Genomic DNA, 16284 nt, shown 5'->3' with positions numbered 1-16284 from the left:
AGTACGTAACAGCCTGGCTGAGAGTTTCGAGCACATAAAAAAAGCCGCTGATCGGCAGCGGCTTTGAAAGGCTAACATATCGACACGGGCAATGCCCATGGAGTAGCCAAGGGAAAAAGGAGAGCGTTCGAAGTGCCGATCAGCTATCGGCATTATCGTCGGTAACGGCCTTGGATGCGGTCTGTTGTGCGTCTTTCACGCTGTCTGACTTCTGCGCGGCATAGGCTTCGCGGGCTTGTTGGTGAACAGCGGAAAGTGCGGCGTTACGGGCAACGAAGGCCGGCGATTCTTCGGCCATGGCCAGGGGCGACAACAACAGGGAAGACAGGACGAAAACGCTGGCAACACCCATACTGTTGGACATTTGGAACAACCTTCTTGCGGGGCAAGTGCTAATTGAGACAGGCGTAAGTTAGCCCCGTCGACGCCCTGGAAACAGAGCGAAGTTGGATAAGCACCGTTGCGTAAAAGGTAATGATCGAGTGGCCAACGTTCAGGCTTTTGTCGCAAACCCGCGCAGTTGAGCGCTCGGCAGGCGGATACCGAAGGTGTTGGCCCCCCCTTTGCTGTGCACGAAGACCTCGCCACCATGCATCAGGGCGATGGCCTTGACGATCGCCAGGCCCAGGCCATGGTTGCCGCCGCCACTGTTGCTGCGGGCGGCATCGACCCGGTAGAAGCGCTCGAACAGCAGCGGCAGGTGTTCCTCGGCGATGGCTGGGCCCGGGTTGCTCACGGCGATGCTGACCTGCTCGTTGCCGGCCTCGATGCGTACATCGATCACCTGGTGGGGCGCAGTGTGCTGCACGGCGTTGTTCAGCAGGTTGATCAGCGCCCGGCGCAGGTGGGCCTTCTCGATCGGTGCCTGGGCATCGCCGCTGACTGTGACGCTGACGTGGGCGTCTTCGAGGATGTAGTCCAGATAATCGAGGGTCGTGGCCACTTCCTCGGCCAGCGAGGCCTGGGTCAGGGCGGTGACCTTGCTGCCCTGGTCGGCGCTGGCCAGGAACAGCATGTCGTTGATGATGCTGCGCAGGCGTTCGAGCTCCTCGAGGTTCGATTGCAGCACCTCGAAATAATGCTCGGCGCTGCGCCCGCGGGTCAGGGCTACCTGGGTCTGGCCGATCAGGTTGGTCAGCGGCGAGCGCAGCTCATGGGCGACGTCGGCGTTGAACGCCTCCAGCCGCGAGTACGCCAGGCTGACCCGGTCCAGCGCGGCGTTGAAGGCGTCGGCGAACTGCGCCAGCTCCGGGGCCAGGTCCTGGGTCCGCAGGCGTCCGTCCAGGTGCGGCGGGGCCAGCGCCTGGGCCTCGGTCGACAGGGCCTGCAGTGGCTTGAGGCCGATGCGCGCGACCCAGTAGCTGAGCAGCGAGGCCAGCAGCACGCCGAGCGCGGCGAGGCCGACGATGGCCACCAGCAGGCTGTGCTGGGCCTGCCAGAAGGTCTCGGTGTCGATACCGATGAGAAAGCGCAGCGGCGGGCGTTCGCCAAGGGCTGGCAGTTCGCTGACCAGCACCTTGTATGGATACGGATGCTCGGCCAGGCGCAAATCGCGCATGCCCTGCGGGCCTGCGGCGAAGCGACGGATCGCCTCGTCCGGTTGGCCGTACTCGTAGGCCGGGTCGCCGCTGACCACCCAGAAGCGGATACGCCGGTCTTCCTCGCCGAGCAGGTTGAGCTTGTTATGGATCTTGGCCCAGTGTTCCGGTGTGCCGTAGCGGTTGAGGGTGGACTCCAGCACGCTGAAGCGCGCGTCCAGTTCGGCTGCCGGCAGCAGGTCGAGGCTGCGGTCGACTTGGCGGTACAGGGCGCTGCCGATCAGCACGAACACCCCCAGGGCGACCAGGGTGAACAGCGCCGACAGGCGCAGGGCGATGGAGTTACCCCGCACGGTTTTCCAGGACATAGCCCATGCCTCGGATGGTGTGCAGCAGCTTGTTGTCGAAGGGTCCGTCGAGCTTGGCGCGCAGGCGCTTGATGGCCACCTCGACGACATTGGCGTCACTGTCGAAGTTGATGTCCCAGACCAGCTCGGCGATGGCGGTCTTGGACAGGATCTGGCCCTGCCGGCGAGCCAGCACGCTGAGCAGGGAGAACTCCTTGGCGGTCAGCTCCAGGCGCTGGCCGGCGCGGCTGGCCTTGCGGCTGAGCAGGTCGATCCACAGGTCGCCGACCTGGATCTGCAGCGGCTCGTGGCTGGTGCTGCGACGGGTCAGGGCCTGCAGCCGGGCGACCAGTTCGAGGAAGGAGAACGGCTTGCCCAAATAGTCGTCGGCGCCTTCGCGCAGGCCATGGATACGGTCCTCGACCCGCTCGCGGGCGGTGAGCATGATCACCGGCGTCTGCTTGCGCGCACGCAGGGCACGCAGCACCCCGTAGCCATCCAGCCCGGGGAGCATGACATCGAGCACGATCACCGCGTAGTCGCCTTCCAGGGCCAGGTGCAGGCCGTCGATGCCGTCACGGGCCAGGTCGACGGTGAAGCCCTGTTCGCTCAGGCCGCGATGCAGGTAGTCGGCGGTTTTCTCTTCGTCTTCGATGATCAGCACACGCATGGTCTTGTCTCAACTGGCACTGGGCGCAACGGCCTTGGCGGCCTGGCGGCGGTGGAACAGACGCTCCAGGGCCAAGTATATGACCGGGGTGGTGAACAGCGTCAGGGCCTGGCTGACCAGCAGCCCGCCCACCACGGCGATCCCCAGGGGCTGGCGCAGCTCGGCGCCGGCGCCGAAGCCGAACATCAGCGGCAGCGCGCCGAGCAGGGCTGCCAGGGTGGTCATGATGATCGGCCGGAAGCGCGTCAGGCACGCCTGGTGGATCGCCTGCTCCGGTGTCAGCCCCTGGCGGCGCTGGGCATCCAGGGCGAAGTCGATGAGCAGGATGCCGTTCTTCTTGACGATGCCGATCAGCAGCACCACGCCGATCAGCCCCATGATGCTGAAGTCCTGGCCCATGGCCCAGAGCAGGATCAGTGCGCCGAGGCCCGCCGAGGGCAGGGTGGAAATGATGGTCAGCGGATGGACGAAGCTCTCGTAGAGCACGCCGAGGATGATGTACACCGCCACCAGCGCGGCCAGAATCAACCATGGCTGGCTCGACAGTGAGCTCTGGAACGCCTGTGCCGCGCCCTGGAAATTGCCGACGATCGAGTCGGGCATGCCCAGTTCGCGCTGGGTGCGCTCGAGGATCTTCACCGCGTCGCCCAGGGCCACGCCCGGTGCCAGGTTGAACGACAGGTTGGCCGCCGGGAACAGGCCGTCGTGGCTGATCGACAACGGCCCGGTGCTCGGCGCGGCGACATGCGCCACCGCCGACAGCGGCACCATCTCGCCGGTCAATGGCGAGCGCAGGTAGAAGTAATTCAGGCTCTCGGCCTTGCCACGCTGGCGGGCGTCGAGTTCGAGGATCACCTTGTACTGGTTGGTCTCGGTCTGGAATTCGCTGATCTGCCGCTGGCCGAAGGCATCGTACAGCGCCTGGTCGACGTCGGCGGTGGTCAGGCCGAAGCGTGCCGCGGCCTGGCGGTCGATGTCGATGCGGGTGACGCTGGCGCCCAACTGCAGGTCGTTGGACAGATCGCGCAGCGCCGGGATCTCGCGCAGGCGGTCGGTCAGGCGCTGGGTCCAGAGGTTCAGGGCGACGCCGTCGTTGCTCTTGAGCACGTACTGGTACTGGGTACGCGAAGGCCCGGAGCTGAGGTTGATGTCCTGGCCAGCGCGCATGTACAGGACGATCCCCGGCACCTGGGCAAGCTTGGGGCGTAGCCGGTCGATCAGCTCGCTGGCCGAGACGTCGCGTTCGCCGCGTGGCTTGAGGGCGATCCAGAAGCGGCCGTTGGCGATGGTCTGGTTGCTGCCGGTCACGCCGACGGCGTGGGAGAAGGCGCGTACTGCAGGGTCTGCCTCGATGATCTTCGCCAGGGCTTGGTGCTTCTCGATCATCGAGGGGTACGACACGTCCGCCGCCGCCTCGGTGGTGCCGAGGATGAAACCGGTGTCTTGCAGCGGGAAGAAGCCCTTGGGGATGGCCACGTAGCCGGCCACTGCCAGCGCCAGGGTCAGGCCGAACACACCGAGGGTCAGGCGCTGGTGGGCCAGGGCATGGTCTAGGCCTTTCTCGTACCAGCGCACCAGGCGCTGGCCGAGGCCGCCATGCTGGTGTGCCGGCGGGCGGCGCATGAACAGGGCGCAGAGGGTCGGTGCCAGGGTCAGCGACACCACCACCGAGATCAGGATGGTGGCGGTGGCGGTCAGGGCGAATTCCTTGAACAGCCGGCCGACCACTCCGCCCATGAACAGCAGCGGGATGAATGCGGCGATCAGCGAGAAGCTGATCGACACCACGGTGAAGCCGATCTCGCCGGCGCCCTTGAGCGCCGCGGTACGGCTGTCGTCGCCGGCCTCCAGGTGGCGGTGGATGTTCTCCACCACGACGATGGCATCGTCCACCACGAAGCCCACGGCGATGACGATGGCCACCAGGGTGAGGTTGTTCAGGCTGAAGCCGAACACGTACATCAGGGCGCAACTGGCGATCAGCGACACGCCGAGCACGCTGGAGACCACCAGGGTGGCCGACCATTGGCGCAGGAACAGCGCCATCACCCCGATCACCAGGGCCACGGCGATCATCAGGGTCAGCTCTACCTCGTGCAGCGAGGCGCGGATGGTCTGGGTGCGGTCGTTGAGCACCGACACCTCGACCGAGGCCGGGAGCATTTCCTGCAGCTTGGGCAGGGCGGCTATCACCCGGTCGACGGTATCGACGATGTTCGCCCCCGGCTGGCGGAAGATCACCAGGTTCAGCCCCGGGCGCTCGCCGGACCAGGCCCTGACGTAGGCGTTCTCGGCGCCCTGGATCACCTTGGCCACGTCGCGCAGGTGCACCGGTGCGCCGTCGCGGTAGGAGACGATCAACTGGGCGTAGTCCTCGGCGTGGAACAACTGGTCGTTGGCGGCGAGGGTCGAGACGCTGTGTTCGCCGTACAAGGCGCCCTTGGCCAGGTTCAGGCTGGTCTGCTGGATCGCCTGGCGCAGGTCGGCCAGGGTCAGGCCGATGGCGGCGAGTTTTTCTGGCTGGGCCTGGACGCGGATGGCCGGGCGCAGCTGGCCGGTGATGTTGATCAGGCCGACGCCGTCGATCTGGCTCAGTTGGCGGGCGAGCAGGGTCTCGGCGTAGTCGCTCAGTTCGTTGCCAGGCATCTGCGCGGAACTGACGGTGAGCACCAGCACCGGGCTGTCGGCCGGGTTGACCTTGCGCCAGGTGGGCGGGTTGGGCAGGTCCCGGGGCAGCCGTGCGGTGGCGGTGTTGATCGCCGCCTGGACTTCCTGGGCGGCGGTGTCGATGCTCTTGTCCAGGCTGAACTGCAGGATCAGCGTGGTCGAGCCCAGGGCGCTGCTGCTGGTCATCTGGGTCATGCCGGGAATGGCGCTGAACTGCACCTCCAGCGGCGTGGCCACCGAGGAGGCCATGGTCTCGGGGCTGGCGCCGGGCAACTGGGCGGTGACCTGGATGGTCGGGAAGTCGGCCTCCGGCAGGGGCGCCACGGGCAGGCGCGGGAAGGCGATGACACCGAGCAGGACCAAGGCGAAGGTCAGCAACAGGGTCGCCACCGGGTGGTCGATGCACCAGGCCGACAGGCCATTGCGGGTGTTCATGGCTGGCTCCGGCGGTCGGCCATTTCCGCTGGGGCGGGCGCTTCGGGAGTGACCTCGACCTGGGCGCCGGGCTTGAGCCGCGACTGCCCGTCGAGCACCAGGCGGTCACCCGGCTCGACACCGGCGACGATGTTCAGGGTGCTGTCCTGGTACAGCACCTTGACCGGCACGCTGGTCACCTTGTCACCGTCCAGGCGGTAGACGAAATGGCCGTCGATGCCGCGCTGCACCACGGGCGGTGGAACCACCAGGGCACTTTGCTCCACCGCGGTGCGCAGCTTGACGGTCACCAGTTGGCCGGGCCACAGATGACCGTCCTTGTTGTCGAACTCGGCCTTGACCCGCACGGTGCCGGTGTTGGCCGATACCTGGTTGTCGATCAGGGCCAGGTGACCTTCGCCGAGCAGGCGGCTCTCGCCGTCGGCATCCAGGTAGGCTTGCACCAGCGCCGGGGTCGGTGCGTTCAGCAGGCTCTGCAAGGTCGGCAGCATCTGCTGGGGCAGGGCGAACTCCACGGCGATCGGGTCGATCTGGGTGACGCTGAACAGGCTGCGGGTATCGCTGGTGCGCACCAGGTTGCCCGGGTCGACATTGCGGATGCCGACCCGGCCGGTCACCGGCGAACGGACCTGCGTGTACGACAGCTGCACCTCGGCGTTGGCGATGGCGGCTTGGTTGCCCTTGACCGTGGCCTGCAACTGGTTGACCAGCGCCTGCTGCTGGTCGAGGGTCTGCTTGGACACGCCGTCGTCGCTGCTGAGCAGGCGGTAGCGCTTGAGGTCCACACCGGCGACCTGCAGTTGTGCCTGGCTCTGGCCCAGTTGGGCGCGGGCCTGGTCGAGGCTGGCGCGGATCGCCCGGTCGTCGAGGGTGGCGAGCAGGTCGCCCTGCTTGACCCATTGCCCTTCCTTGACCAGCACCCGGGTCAGTACGCCTTCGACCTGCGGGCGTACCTCGACGCTGTGCAGCGACAGCACCGAGCCGATGGCGCTGGTGTAGCGCGGTACGTCCTGCCGGGCGACGCTGACCACTCGCACCGGAATGGCGTTCTGCGCGCGCACGCTGGGCGCCTCCTGGCGTTGGCTCAGCCACCCGCCCAGGGCCGCCAGGAGGAGAAGTGCCAGGGCGGCGAGGACGAGGGATCGGGATGGAGGTCGCATCGGGTCGGGCACCGTAGCCGAAGGGTGGGGAAGCGGTTCTGTCCTGATCAAGCTTATAGCGCCTGGATCGGGTCGGCAGCGTGACGCCAGGCTGACAGGGCTGTCAGTTTCGGCTCATTGATGGCCAATTGCCAAGATGCTGCCGTGGATCAATGTTTCATCGGGATTTGTGCCTAAAGTCGTATGCCCTGCCGATTTTCCCAACAAGAACGAGTGCCTCCGATGAAGTGCAATATGCCTGTTACCGGTCGCCAAGTGGATTACCCCGGCGATGCCAACATCCTGTCCACCACCGACCTGGACAGCCTGATCACCTATGCCAACGACGATTTCGTGCGTATCAGCGGTTTCACCCGCGACGAATTGCTGGGCAATGCGCACCATATCGTGCGGCACCCAGACATGCCGAGCCAGGCGTTCGAACAGATGTGGCAGGCACTCAAAGGAGGGCGCTCGTGGATGGGGCTGGTGAAGAATCGCTGCAAGAACGGCGATCATTATTGGGTCAGCGCCTTCGTCTCGCCGATCAGCAGTGGCGGCAAGACCATCGAGTACCAGTCGGTGCGCACCCGGCCCAGCGTCGAGCAGGTGGCCGCGGCCGAGCGCTGCTACGCGCGCTTGCGCGAGGGGCGCAGGCACTGGTGCGAGCGCTTGCCGGTGTTGGGCCTGGGCATGCGCCTGTCGTTCGGGGTGGCGGCGATCGTGGCGCTGGTGCTTGGGGCGGGGCAGTGGTGGCAGGGGGCACCCTGGTTGCCGACGCTGTTGGAGGTCGTGCTGGCTGCGGGCCTTAGCAGCGCGTTGATCCTGATGTTGCTGCGCCCGTTCGAACGCCTGCGCAGGCAGGCCCTGGCGATCGCCGACAATCCGCTGAGCCAGCAGTTGTATACCGGGCGGCGCGACGGCGTTGGCCAGATCGAGTTCGCCATGCGCATGCTCAAGGCCCAGCTGGGCGCGGTGGTGGGGCGCATCGGCGATACCTCGGTGCGCCTGGCCGGGCATTCCGGTGCCTTGGTGGATGCTTTGCAGGCCAGCCATGCCAACAGCCTGGAACAACAGGACGAAGCCGACCAGGTGGCCACCGCGATCCACCAGATGAGCGCCAGCGTGGCCCAGGTGGCTAGCAGCGCGCAGTTGGCCTCCATGGCCGCCGACCAGGCCGAGGGCGAGACCCAGTCCGGTCACCAGTTGGTCGACCGCAACCGCTGCGCCATACAGGACCTGGCCGGCTCGCTGGTGGAGGCCAGCGAGGTGGTGCGGCAACTGGAAAACCACAGCAGCGAAATTTCGGGGGTACTCGATGTGATCCGTGGCATTGCCGAGCAGACCAATCTGCTGGCGCTCAATGCTGCGATCGAGGCGGCCCGGGCTGGCGACCAGGGGCGAGGCTTCGCCGTGGTCGCCGACGAGGTGCGCGGCCTGGCCCAGCGCACGGCGCAGTCGACCCACCAGATCCAGCGCATGATCGCCACCTTGCAGGAGGGCGCCCGTGCCGCGGTGCAGGTGATGCAGCAGAGCAGCGCCCATGCCGGGCACAGTGTCGAGCAGGCGCAACTGGCCAGTGGTGCGCTGGACAGCATCAGTGCACGGGTCAACCAGATCAACGAGATGAGCCTGCAGATCGCGGCGGCGGTGGAGCAGCAGAGCCGGGTCAGCGAGAGCATCAACCGCAACATCGTCATCATCCGCCAGGCCAGCGAGGCGACCGTCGACGTTGGCCAGCGCAGCCACAGCAGCGCCAGCGACGTGGCTGACCTGGCCCAGGACCTGCGGCGTCTGGCGGATGAGTTCTGGCGGCGTTGTCAGTGAGTGTTTCGTTGTGGGCCATGCTCTGCATCTGGGTCTGCAAAGCAGCCCCAGGATGACAAGCGCCGCTTGGGGCCATGTTGGAGCGGGCTTGCCCGCGAAAAGACCAGCACCGACTACTGAGTAGGCGAGCCCGCCTCAAAACCCGATGAAGGCGTAGTACAGCGGCGCTTCGCCAATGGTGCGCAGACCACGGCCGTGCAGTTGTTCGACCAGGGCCGGGTCCTGCACATGCAAGGCCCAGGTGGCGCCCTGGTCGCTTGGCTCCTGTTCCAGCGCCGAGGCAAACGCCCCCATGTCCGGCAGCCAGGCCGTGAACCCATTGCCCTTGAGTGCGCTGGTGGTCATGCCCAGGGCCTGGCAGATGACAACCTTGGCGGCGATGTCGTCACGGTCGGCCTGGCGCGAGGCTTCGATCAACGCCATCAGTTGTGGGTCGACCGGCAGGTTGCCATGGATCAGCGCGGGGCCTTGTTCCCACGCCTCGGGCGGGCAGTCCTTGTTTTCCGGGCGCAAGGGCAGGTGCGGGTTGATCTCCGCCGGGTAGATGCGGCACACCAATGGGCGCGTCTCGTAGATGGTGCACAGGTCGTTGGCGTCCAGGTTGCGGCAGCGCCCTGGGTTGAAGGCTGCGAAGGTCACCGAGACGCGCATCTCGGTAGTGCCGCAGGCGACCGGGTAGGAGCGGCGCAGCACGTGTTCGCGCTGCTCGCTGGGCATGCCGGGGCCGTCGGTAACGAAAGCCTCGATCAGCACCACCACCTGGCCACCGGCTGCCGCCCATTGGCGGGACTCGGCCAGGGTCAGCGGTACATGGTGGCCGGTGCAGCACTTGCCACAGCCGGTACAGGCGAAACGGATGTGCTGGTCCACTAGTAGGCGCCCGGATTCCACTCGCTGACGACGGCCTGCTTGCGCTGGCGGTCGTACAGGCACAGCTCGGTGCCCGTGCGTTGTTGCATGTGCTTCTGTGGGTAGACGCCTTCGATCAGCAGGGCGCTGTAGCCGACCTGGTCGTCGAACTCGACGGGCTTGCCACGGGCGTGGGCATCCTTGAACTGGCTGGCGGCCAGGCAGCTCTTGAGCATCTGCTGGCGCTGCTCGTTCCAGGCCTGGCTGCTGGAGGCCAGGGCGGCGGTGCTGAACAGGGTGCAGGCAAGCAGGAGGTGACTGGGAAATTTCATACACGGTACCGGCAAAGAACAACCGAGAAGCGCGAATTATGCCCGAGTCCTCCCCTGCATCAAGCCAGGGAGTTTGTCGCTGGATATATCAGTGTTCGGCGAACACCACCGCCCTTGCCGCCAGCACCAGGCAATCGGTCAGCTCCGGCGAGGAGAACTTGGTGAGGATGGCGTTGGCCCCGGCCAACCTGGCCTTTTCGGCGCTCATGGTGCTGTCCAGCGAGGTGTGCAGCAGGACGTACAGGTGCTGGAAATCCGGTGTCTCGCGCAGGGTGCGGGTGAAGGCGTAGCCGTCCATCTCGGACATCTCGATGTCGGAGACGACGATATTGATCTCCCGCTCGGTGCCTTGCAGTTCCAGCAGAACGTTGATGGCGTCCTTGGCGCTGCGTGCGGTATGGCACTCGATGCCGAGGTTGCGCAGGGTATGCACCGACTGCTGTAGGGCCACTTGGCTGTCGTCGACCACCAGGATGTTGGCTGCCGCCAGCAGGCTGGCGTCCTCCTCGCTCAGTTCGCCGGGGTGTGGCTCGGCTTCGGGTGGCGCGATGGCGTGGATGACCTTTTCGATGTCCAGCACCTGCACCAGGGTGTTGTCGACCCGGGTCACGCCGGTGATGAACGAGCGGTTGCCCGAGCCATAGGGCGGCGGCTTGATGTCGGTGCTCAGGCAATGGACGATGCGGCTCACGGCCTGGACATGCAGGCCCTGGCGCGAGCGGCTGATCTCGGTGACGATCAGGCAGCCGCCGTCGGGGTCGGCCAGGGGGCGTTCGCCGATGGCGCGAGACAGGTCGATCACCGACAGCGAGTTGCCACGCAGGGTGGCCACGCCCTTCACGTGGGGGTGCGACTCGGGCAGCTTGGTCAGCGGCGGGCAGGGGATGATCTCGCTGACCTTGAGCAGGTTGATTGCCATCAGCTTGCCGCTGCGCAGGGTGAACAGCAGCAGGGACAACGAGTCCGCGCGGGCATTTTGCGTGGCCATGGGCAACCTTCGGGTTTGTCAGGAATAGAGGTGGATGCCGGGTTATCGGCATGCCGGCACCAGGCTTTAGCTCGCCGGGGCCGCTGTGCGGCCCCGAATGGCTTCAGCGCAACCCCAGGCGCTTGGCCAATCGGCTGAGGTTGGCGCGGTCCAGCCCCAGCTCGCGGGCGGCGGAGGCCCAATTGTCCTGGTGGCGCTCCAGGCACGCTTCGATCAACCGGCGCTGGTAGTCATCCACCGCCTCGCGCAGGCCGCCCTCGGGCAGGCTGCCTATCGGCATGGGCGCGGGGGCAGGTTCGCTGCTGGCGGGCAGGACACTGCGCAGGTCCAGGTCGCCGGCCTCCAGCGTGAGGATACGCGGGCGCTCTGAGTGCTGACCGAGGGCCTTGAGCGCCGAGCGGCCGATCAGGTGCTCCAGTTCGCGCACGTTGCCTGGCCAGTCGTAGGCCAGCAGTGCGGCCTGGGCCTCGCTGCTCAGGCGCAGGCTGTTCAGGCCCAGGCGCGAACGGTTCTGTTCGAGGAAATAGCCGGCGATCAGCAGCACATCGCGGCCGCGCTCGCGCAGCGGCGGGACATGCAAGGGATACACGCTCAGGCGATGGTAGAAGTCAGCGCGGTAGCGGCCGTTGCGCACTTCCTCGGCCAGGTCGCGGTTGGTCGCGGCGATCAGGCGTACGTCCACTCGGTGTTCGCGGTCCGAACCCAGGCGCTGCAACTGGCCGCTCTGCAGCACGCGCAACAGCTTGGCCTGCACGGTCAGGGGCAGTTCGCCCACCTCGTCGAGGAACAGGGTACCGCCGTTGGCCAGCTCGAACTTGCCACGGCGCTCGCCATGGGCGCCGGTGAAGGCGCCGCGAACATGGCCGAACAACTCGCTCTCGACCAAGGTATCGGGCAGGGCGGCACAGTTGAGGCTGATCAGCGGCTTGTCGGCACGGGCGCTGGCCTGGTGCAGGGCCTGGGCCACCAGCTCCTTGCCGACCCCGGTCTCTCCGGTGATCAGCACGGTCAGGTCGCTGCCACCGACCAGGCGGATTTCCTCCAGCAGGCGCTTGTGCGCCTTGCTTTGGCCAATCAACTCCTTGGCCTGGCTGCTGGCCTGGCGGTAGACCTCGGCACGCTGGTGCTCGTCCTCGGCGCGCAGGGCCAGGTCCTCGATGCGCTCGGCCACCGTGACGGTGGCCGCGGCCAGGCTGGCGAAGGCCTGCAGGGCATCCAGCTCGAGGCTCTGGAATTGCCCGGGGGTGAGGGCATCGAGGGTGACCAGGCCCCAGGGACGTTCATCGACCATCAGCGGGCAGCCCATGCAGTCATGCACTTCGAGGTCGGCGTGAGGGGCATTGACCAGGCCGTCATAGGGATCGGGCAGGTCGCTGTCGCTGGCGAAACGGGTCGGCTCGGTGCGGCTGAGCAGGATCTGGAAGCGCGGGTGCTCGCTGACCCGGAAGCGTCGGCCGAGGGTGTCGGCCGACAACCCATCGACCGCCAGCGGCACCAGCCATTCGCCATCCAGGCGCAGCAGCGCGGCGGCGTCGCACGGCAGTAGCCCGCGCATGGCCTGCAGCAAGCGGCGGTAGCGCTCCTGGTCGGGCAGGTCGCGGGACAGGTCGCTGACCAGGGGCAGCAGGGTGGTGAGCAGAGGCTTTGCGGTCATAAGGACTCCTGTTGGTCGATATGACTATACAGGGAATGCGGTCGTTTTGACTCTCTACCTGTCAAAGCCCCGAATTCATTGGCCCGCAGAGTTGGCACGATTGCTGATATAGCCAGGGCAGTCAAATTGAAGCCACAGGCTCAGGAGTCGTTGCAAATGCTCACTGCCGAACAACGTGCAATCATCAAGGCCACCGTCCCGCTGCTCGAAAGCGGTGGCGAGGCGCTGACCACCCACTTCTACAAGATGATGCTCAGCGAGTACCCCGAGGTGCGTCCGCTGTTCAACCAGGCCCACCAGGCCAGCGGCGACCAGCCGCGTGCCCTGGCCAACGGCGTGCTCATGTATGCCCGCCACATCGACCAGTTGGAGCAGCTCGGCGGCTTGGTGGGGCAGATCATCAACAAGCACGTCGCCCTGCAGATTCTCCCCGAGCACTACCCGATCGTCGGCAGCTGCCTGCTGCGCGCCATCGAGGAAGTGCTGGGCAAGGACATCGCCACCCCGCAGGTCATCGACGCCTGGGCCGCGGCCTATGGCCAGCTGGCCGATATCCTCATCGGCGCCGAGGAGAATCTCTATAAACAGAAGGAAGAGGCCGAGGGTGGCTGGCGCGGTACCCGCGAATTCCGCCTGGTGCGCCGCGAGCAGGAGAGCAGCGAGATCGTTTCGTTCTACTTCGCCCCGGTGGATGGCAAGCCGGTACTCAAGGCCGAACCGGGCCAGTACATCGGCCTGCAGTTGTTCATCGATGGCGTCGAGCAGCGCCGCAACTATTCCCTCTCGGCCCTGTGCGATGGCGAGCAATACCGCATCAGCGTCAAGCGCGAGGCTGGCGGCAAGGTGTCCAACTACCTGCATGACCAACTCATGGTCGGCCAGACCCTGCAGCTGTTCCCGCCATCGGGTGACTTCACCCTGGCCGCCAGCGACAAGCCGCTGGTGCTGATCAGCGGTGGCGTGGGCATCACCCCGACCCTGGCGATGCTCCAGGCGGCGCTGCAGACCCAGCGTCCGGTGCATTTCATCCATTGCGCGCGCAACGGCGCGGTGCATGCCTTCCGTGACTGGATCGATGGCCTGGCCGCGCGCCACCCGCAGCTCAAGCGCTTCTACTGCTACGCCGAGGACGATGGCAAGGGCGACGTCGACGCGGTGGGGCTGCTGAGCCAGGACCTGCTGGGCGAGTGGCTGCCGCGCGAGCGCGACGTGGATGCCTACTTCCTCGGCCCGAAAGGCTTCATGGCGGCGGTCAAGCGCCAGCTCAAGGGCCTGGGCGTGCCGGAACAGCAGAGCCGCTACGAGTTCTTCGGGCCGGCGGCGGCGCTGGAGTGATGAGGCGGTAGCGGGGCAACGCCAGTCGGTCTAGTGGCAGTGGGGCTTCTTTGCGGCCCAACTAACGTCTTGACCGACTGGCTCGTCGTGTCATCCCAATCGCTGGCAAGCCAGCTCTCGTGCACTGTGCTCCCGGACGTGGGTAATCGAGACGAAGCGTACGTGACATTGCCGTACGAGGGCTGGCTTGCCAGCGATTGGGCCTACCCTTTCTATCTATATAAGGAGAGATGAATCGGGCTGCGCCAATTTTCATCTTTAATCCTCCTTTAATCACTGTATCCTTCACTCCCGGGTGTCGAGGGGCTTGCGCCTGTCCGGCATCCGGGTTGCCGCATTTTGGCGGTCGACGTTGAACCGACGTCGTTGCGCCTGGTCTGAAGTCGTCTCCGGATAGCCCCGCGCAGTGCTATCACGCCGTTTCCTCGACGCACGTGTAGACTGCAGCCCTGGCAGGCGTGCAGGCGCTGCCACTATCCATCGAAGGAACCGGTCATGAACGAACAAACATTGCGCCTGAATCGCGAACGGCGCTTCCTGGTGCTGCTGGGGGTGATCTGCCTCTCCCTGATCGGTGGCGCGCTCTACATGCAAGTGGTCCTCGGCGAGGCGCCTTGCCCGTTGTGTATCCTGCAACGCTATGCGCTGCTGCTGATCGCCGTGTTCGCCTTCATCGCCGCCGCCATGCCTGGACGGCGCAGCCTGACCTTCTTCGAAGGCCTGGTGGTGCTCAGTGCGATCGGCGGAATCGTTGCGGCCGGCAACCATGTGTATATACTCGCCAACCCGGCAGTCAGTTGCGGCATCGATACCCTGCAGCCGATCGTCGACGACCTGCCCCTGGCGCGGGTCTGGCCGCTGGCGTTCCAGGTCGATGGTTTCTGCACCACGCCCTACCCGCCGATCCTGGGGCTGTCCCTGGCCCAATGGGCTCTGCTGGCCTTCATCCTCACTGCCATCCTGGTGCCGCTGGGCATCTACCGGAACCGGCGTCGGGCTTAGACAAAAGTCCCGCTTCGAGGCGGGTCTTTTGCAGGGCGAGACAACAACCGAAACTCGCCTCCCGGTTGATCCAGATCAATAAAGAAGCCTTGCGCGATGCGGGTTTCAGGGCTATCAACCCGGGTGCGACAAACTGTCGCGAAGTTGATTTTTTGATCCGTATTGTTACGTATCCTGTAAAAGACTGTTGCTCAATAAGTCATAGTCAAGGGGGGGCGACCTATCTACAATCGCCCCCAATTTCCGTTCGGCACTGCTTGCGAGTCGCAGGATTGAAGGAAGCCGAGGCTCCTTTTGCTGACTTCGACAAGTTTCGCCCAACGGCGATACCGGGCGGACCTCCCTCCGCGTTTTCCCGCACCAAATGGACTTGGTCTGAAGTACAGGCCGTTAGCCTACGAAACCATAAGCACCGTAAACACGCTCGACGCCAGGTCCTGCAGTCGGACCACAGGCATGAGCGAATTCGAGCCCGAAATGCTGACGCTTGGCAGGACGAAGTGTTGGCGACCAAAACACAAATTGCATTGAAGCAAGCTGATCTAGAGGTCGTGAGATGAGTAAAAAGCGTTACCCCAGACTGTTTGGCATTTTGCCCTTTTTAGGCATGCTTTTACTCAGTGGGTGCAACTGGACCCTTCTCGATCCGAAGGGCCAGGTGGGCATTGAGCAGAAGAACCTGATCCTGATCGCCTTCGGCCTGATGATGCTGGTCGTCGTGCCCGTCATCGTCATGACCCTGGTCTTCGCCTGGAAGTACCGTGCTTCCAACAAGTCCGCCACCTACACTCCCGACTGGTCGCACTCGACCAAGATCGAAGCCGCAGTGTGGATCATCCCGATCCTGATCATCATCGCCCTGGGTATCGTCACCTACAAGACCACCCACTCCCTCGACCCCTATCGCCCGCTGGACTCCGACGTGAAGCCGGTGCAGATCGACGTGGTCGCACTGGACTGGAAATGGCTGTTCATCTATCCGGAGCAGGGCATCGCCACGGTCAACAAGATCGTCTTCCCGGCCAACACCCCGGTCAACTTCCGCGTCACGTCCGACGCCGTGATGAACTCCTTCTTCATCCCAGGCCTGGGCGGCCAGATCTACGCCATGGCCGGCATGACCACCAAGCTGCACCTGATCGCCAACGAGAACGGCGAGTTCGACGGTATTTCCGCAAACTACAGCGGCGCCGGCTTCACCGGCATGAAGTTCAAGGCCATTGCGACTTCCGAGGCTGATTTCCAGGCCTGGATCGACGAAGTCAAGCAATCGCCGAAGAAGCTGGATAAGGCTGAATACGAAGCCTTGGCCAAACCTAGCGAAAACAACCCAGTCACGCTGTACAGCGAGGCATCGGCTGACCAGTTCCAGATCATCGTCGACAAGTACGAGGGTATGAACCGCGGTCGCCCGAGCCACGAAGAAGCAGGCAGCAAGGATCTGGCCACTACCAATGGTGTGGAGTCGAGTATGCAACCAGCTGCCGGGGCAGAGGAGTAA

Annotated in this window: 13 protein-coding genes; 4 read left to right on the top strand and 9 right to left on the bottom strand. The window is 65.2% G+C overall.

Features of this window, described 5'->3' with window-relative positions:
• Positions 1–139 precede the first annotated feature (139 nt).
• The 5 genes from WCE05_RS01875 to WCE05_RS01855 all read right to left on the bottom strand — a co-directional run bounded on the left by WCE05_RS01875 (position 140) and on the right by WCE05_RS01855 (position 6817).
• On the bottom strand, positions 140–364 hold the full coding sequence (locus WCE05_RS01875) for a hypothetical protein (protein WP_253167681.1): 225 nt from the start codon (positions 362–364) through the stop codon (positions 140–142).
• A gap of 129 nt (positions 365–493) precedes the next feature.
• Positions 494–1906 (bottom strand): heavy metal sensor histidine kinase, encoded by a 1413-nt coding sequence (locus WCE05_RS01870; RefSeq protein ID WP_225788569.1) that lies wholly within the window; start codon positions 1904–1906, stop codon positions 494–496.
• Entirely contained in the window at positions 1881–2555 is a 675-nt protein-coding gene (locus WCE05_RS01865) for a heavy metal response regulator transcription factor (RefSeq protein WP_225788570.1), read from the bottom strand. The genes WCE05_RS01870 and WCE05_RS01865 overlap by 26 nt, the downstream gene beginning before the upstream one ends.
• A gap of 9 nt (positions 2556–2564) precedes the next feature.
• Positions 2565–5657 carry a multidrug efflux RND transporter permease subunit gene (locus WCE05_RS01860; RefSeq protein ID WP_368815359.1) on the bottom strand — a complete coding sequence of 1031 codons (3093 nt, stop codon included), beginning with the start codon at positions 5655–5657 and terminating at the stop codon, positions 2565–2567.
• Positions 5654–6817, bottom strand: coding sequence for an efflux RND transporter periplasmic adaptor subunit (locus WCE05_RS01855; RefSeq protein WP_368815358.1), 1164 nt, complete (start codon positions 6815–6817; stop codon positions 5654–5656). The genes WCE05_RS01860 and WCE05_RS01855 overlap by 4 nt, the downstream gene beginning before the upstream one ends.
• 222 nt (positions 6818–7039) lie before the next feature.
• On the opposite strand from WCE05_RS01855, the gene WCE05_RS01850 reads away from it, so the two are divergent.
• On the top strand, positions 7040–8623 hold the full coding sequence (locus WCE05_RS01850; RefSeq protein ID WP_368815357.1) for a PAS domain-containing methyl-accepting chemotaxis protein: 1584 nt from the start codon (positions 7040–7042) through the stop codon (positions 8621–8623).
• Positions 8624–8758: 135 nt separating this feature from the next.
• Here WCE05_RS01850 and WCE05_RS01845 read toward each other — a convergent pair whose 3' ends face one another.
• The 4 genes from WCE05_RS01845 to norR form a co-directional block, all read right to left on the bottom strand.
• Complete coding sequence (locus WCE05_RS01845) at positions 8759–9493, bottom strand: YkgJ family cysteine cluster protein (RefSeq protein WP_368815356.1); 735 nt, start codon at positions 9491–9493, stop codon at positions 8759–8761.
• Positions 9493–9804, bottom strand: a complete 312-nt coding sequence (locus WCE05_RS01840) for a hypothetical protein (RefSeq protein ID WP_368815355.1) — start codon at positions 9802–9804, stop codon at positions 9493–9495. The genes WCE05_RS01845 and WCE05_RS01840 overlap by 1 nt, the downstream gene beginning before the upstream one ends.
• Before the next feature lie 88 nt (positions 9805–9892).
• Positions 9893–10792, bottom strand: a complete 900-nt coding sequence (locus WCE05_RS01835; protein ID WP_225788576.1) for a chemotaxis protein — start codon at positions 10790–10792, stop codon at positions 9893–9895.
• Between the two features lie 103 nt (positions 10793–10895).
• Positions 10896–12446 (bottom strand): nitric oxide reductase transcriptional regulator NorR, encoded by a 1551-nt coding sequence (gene norR, locus WCE05_RS01830; RefSeq protein ID WP_225788577.1) that lies wholly within the window; start codon positions 12444–12446, stop codon positions 10896–10898.
• A 156-nt stretch (positions 12447–12602) separates the two neighbouring features.
• Between norR and hmpA the strand changes: the two genes are divergently transcribed.
• The 3 genes from hmpA to cyoA all read left to right on the top strand — a co-directional run bounded on the left by hmpA (position 12603) and on the right by cyoA (position 16284).
• The gene (gene hmpA / locus WCE05_RS01825) at positions 12603–13781 is read left to right on the top strand and encodes an NO-inducible flavohemoprotein (RefSeq protein WP_225788578.1); all 1179 of its coding nucleotides are present in this window, start codon (positions 12603–12605) and stop codon (positions 13779–13781) included.
• A 495-nt stretch (positions 13782–14276) separates the two neighbouring features.
• Positions 14277–14783, top strand: a complete 507-nt coding sequence (locus tag WCE05_RS01820) for a disulfide bond formation protein B (protein ID WP_225788579.1) — start codon at positions 14277–14279, stop codon at positions 14781–14783.
• A 556-nt stretch (positions 14784–15339) separates the two neighbouring features.
• Positions 15340–16284 carry a ubiquinol oxidase subunit II gene (cyoA, locus tag WCE05_RS01815; protein ID WP_253080791.1) on the top strand — a complete coding sequence of 315 codons (945 nt, stop codon included), beginning with the start codon at positions 15340–15342 and terminating at the stop codon, positions 16282–16284.

The sequence above is a fragment of the Pseudomonas sp. I2 genome (assembly GCF_040984075.1).
Classification (GTDB): domain Bacteria; phylum Pseudomonadota; class Gammaproteobacteria; order Pseudomonadales; family Pseudomonadaceae; genus Aquipseudomonas; species Aquipseudomonas guariconensis_B.
The sequence above is the reverse complement of the archived record's forward strand: the minus strand, read 5'-3'. Positions and strand labels throughout refer to the sequence as shown.

What these genes read in the sequence shown, in the direction of transcription:
- WCE05_RS01840 (WP_368815355.1), bottom strand. Translation starts at nt 9,804, where the DNA reads ATGAAATTTCCCAGTCACCTCCTGCTTGCCTGCACCCTGTTCAGCACC.
- WCE05_RS01855 (WP_368815358.1), bottom strand. Translation starts at nt 6,817, where the DNA reads ATGCGACCTCCATCCCGATCCCTCGTCCTCGCCGCCCTGGCACTTCTC.
- WCE05_RS01860 (WP_368815359.1), bottom strand. Translation starts at nt 5,657, where the DNA reads ATGAACACCCGCAATGGCCTGTCGGCCTGGTGCATCGACCACCCGGTG.
- cyoA (WP_253080791.1), top strand. Translation starts at nt 15,340, where the DNA reads ATGAGTAAAAAGCGTTACCCCAGACTGTTTGGCATTTTGCCCTTTTTA.
- WCE05_RS01865 (WP_225788570.1), bottom strand. Translation starts at nt 2,555, where the DNA reads ATGCGTGTGCTGATCATCGAAGACGAAGAGAAAACCGCCGACTACCTG.
- hmpA (WP_225788578.1), top strand. Translation starts at nt 12,603, where the DNA reads ATGCTCACTGCCGAACAACGTGCAATCATCAAGGCCACCGTCCCGCTG.
- norR (WP_225788577.1), bottom strand. Translation starts at nt 12,446, where the DNA reads ATGACCGCAAAGCCTCTGCTCACCACCCTGCTGCCCCTGGTCAGCGAC.
- WCE05_RS01850 (WP_368815357.1), top strand. Translation starts at nt 7,040, where the DNA reads ATGAAGTGCAATATGCCTGTTACCGGTCGCCAAGTGGATTACCCCGGC.
- WCE05_RS01870 (WP_225788569.1), bottom strand. Translation starts at nt 1,906, where the DNA reads ATGTCCTGGAAAACCGTGCGGGGTAACTCCATCGCCCTGCGCCTGTCG.
- WCE05_RS01820 (WP_225788579.1), top strand. Translation starts at nt 14,277, where the DNA reads ATGAACGAACAAACATTGCGCCTGAATCGCGAACGGCGCTTCCTGGTG.
- WCE05_RS01875 (WP_253167681.1), bottom strand. Translation starts at nt 364, where the DNA reads ATGTCCAACAGTATGGGTGTTGCCAGCGTTTTCGTCCTGTCTTCCCTG.
- WCE05_RS01835 (WP_225788576.1), bottom strand. Translation starts at nt 10,792, where the DNA reads ATGGCCACGCAAAATGCCCGCGCGGACTCGTTGTCCCTGCTGCTGTTC.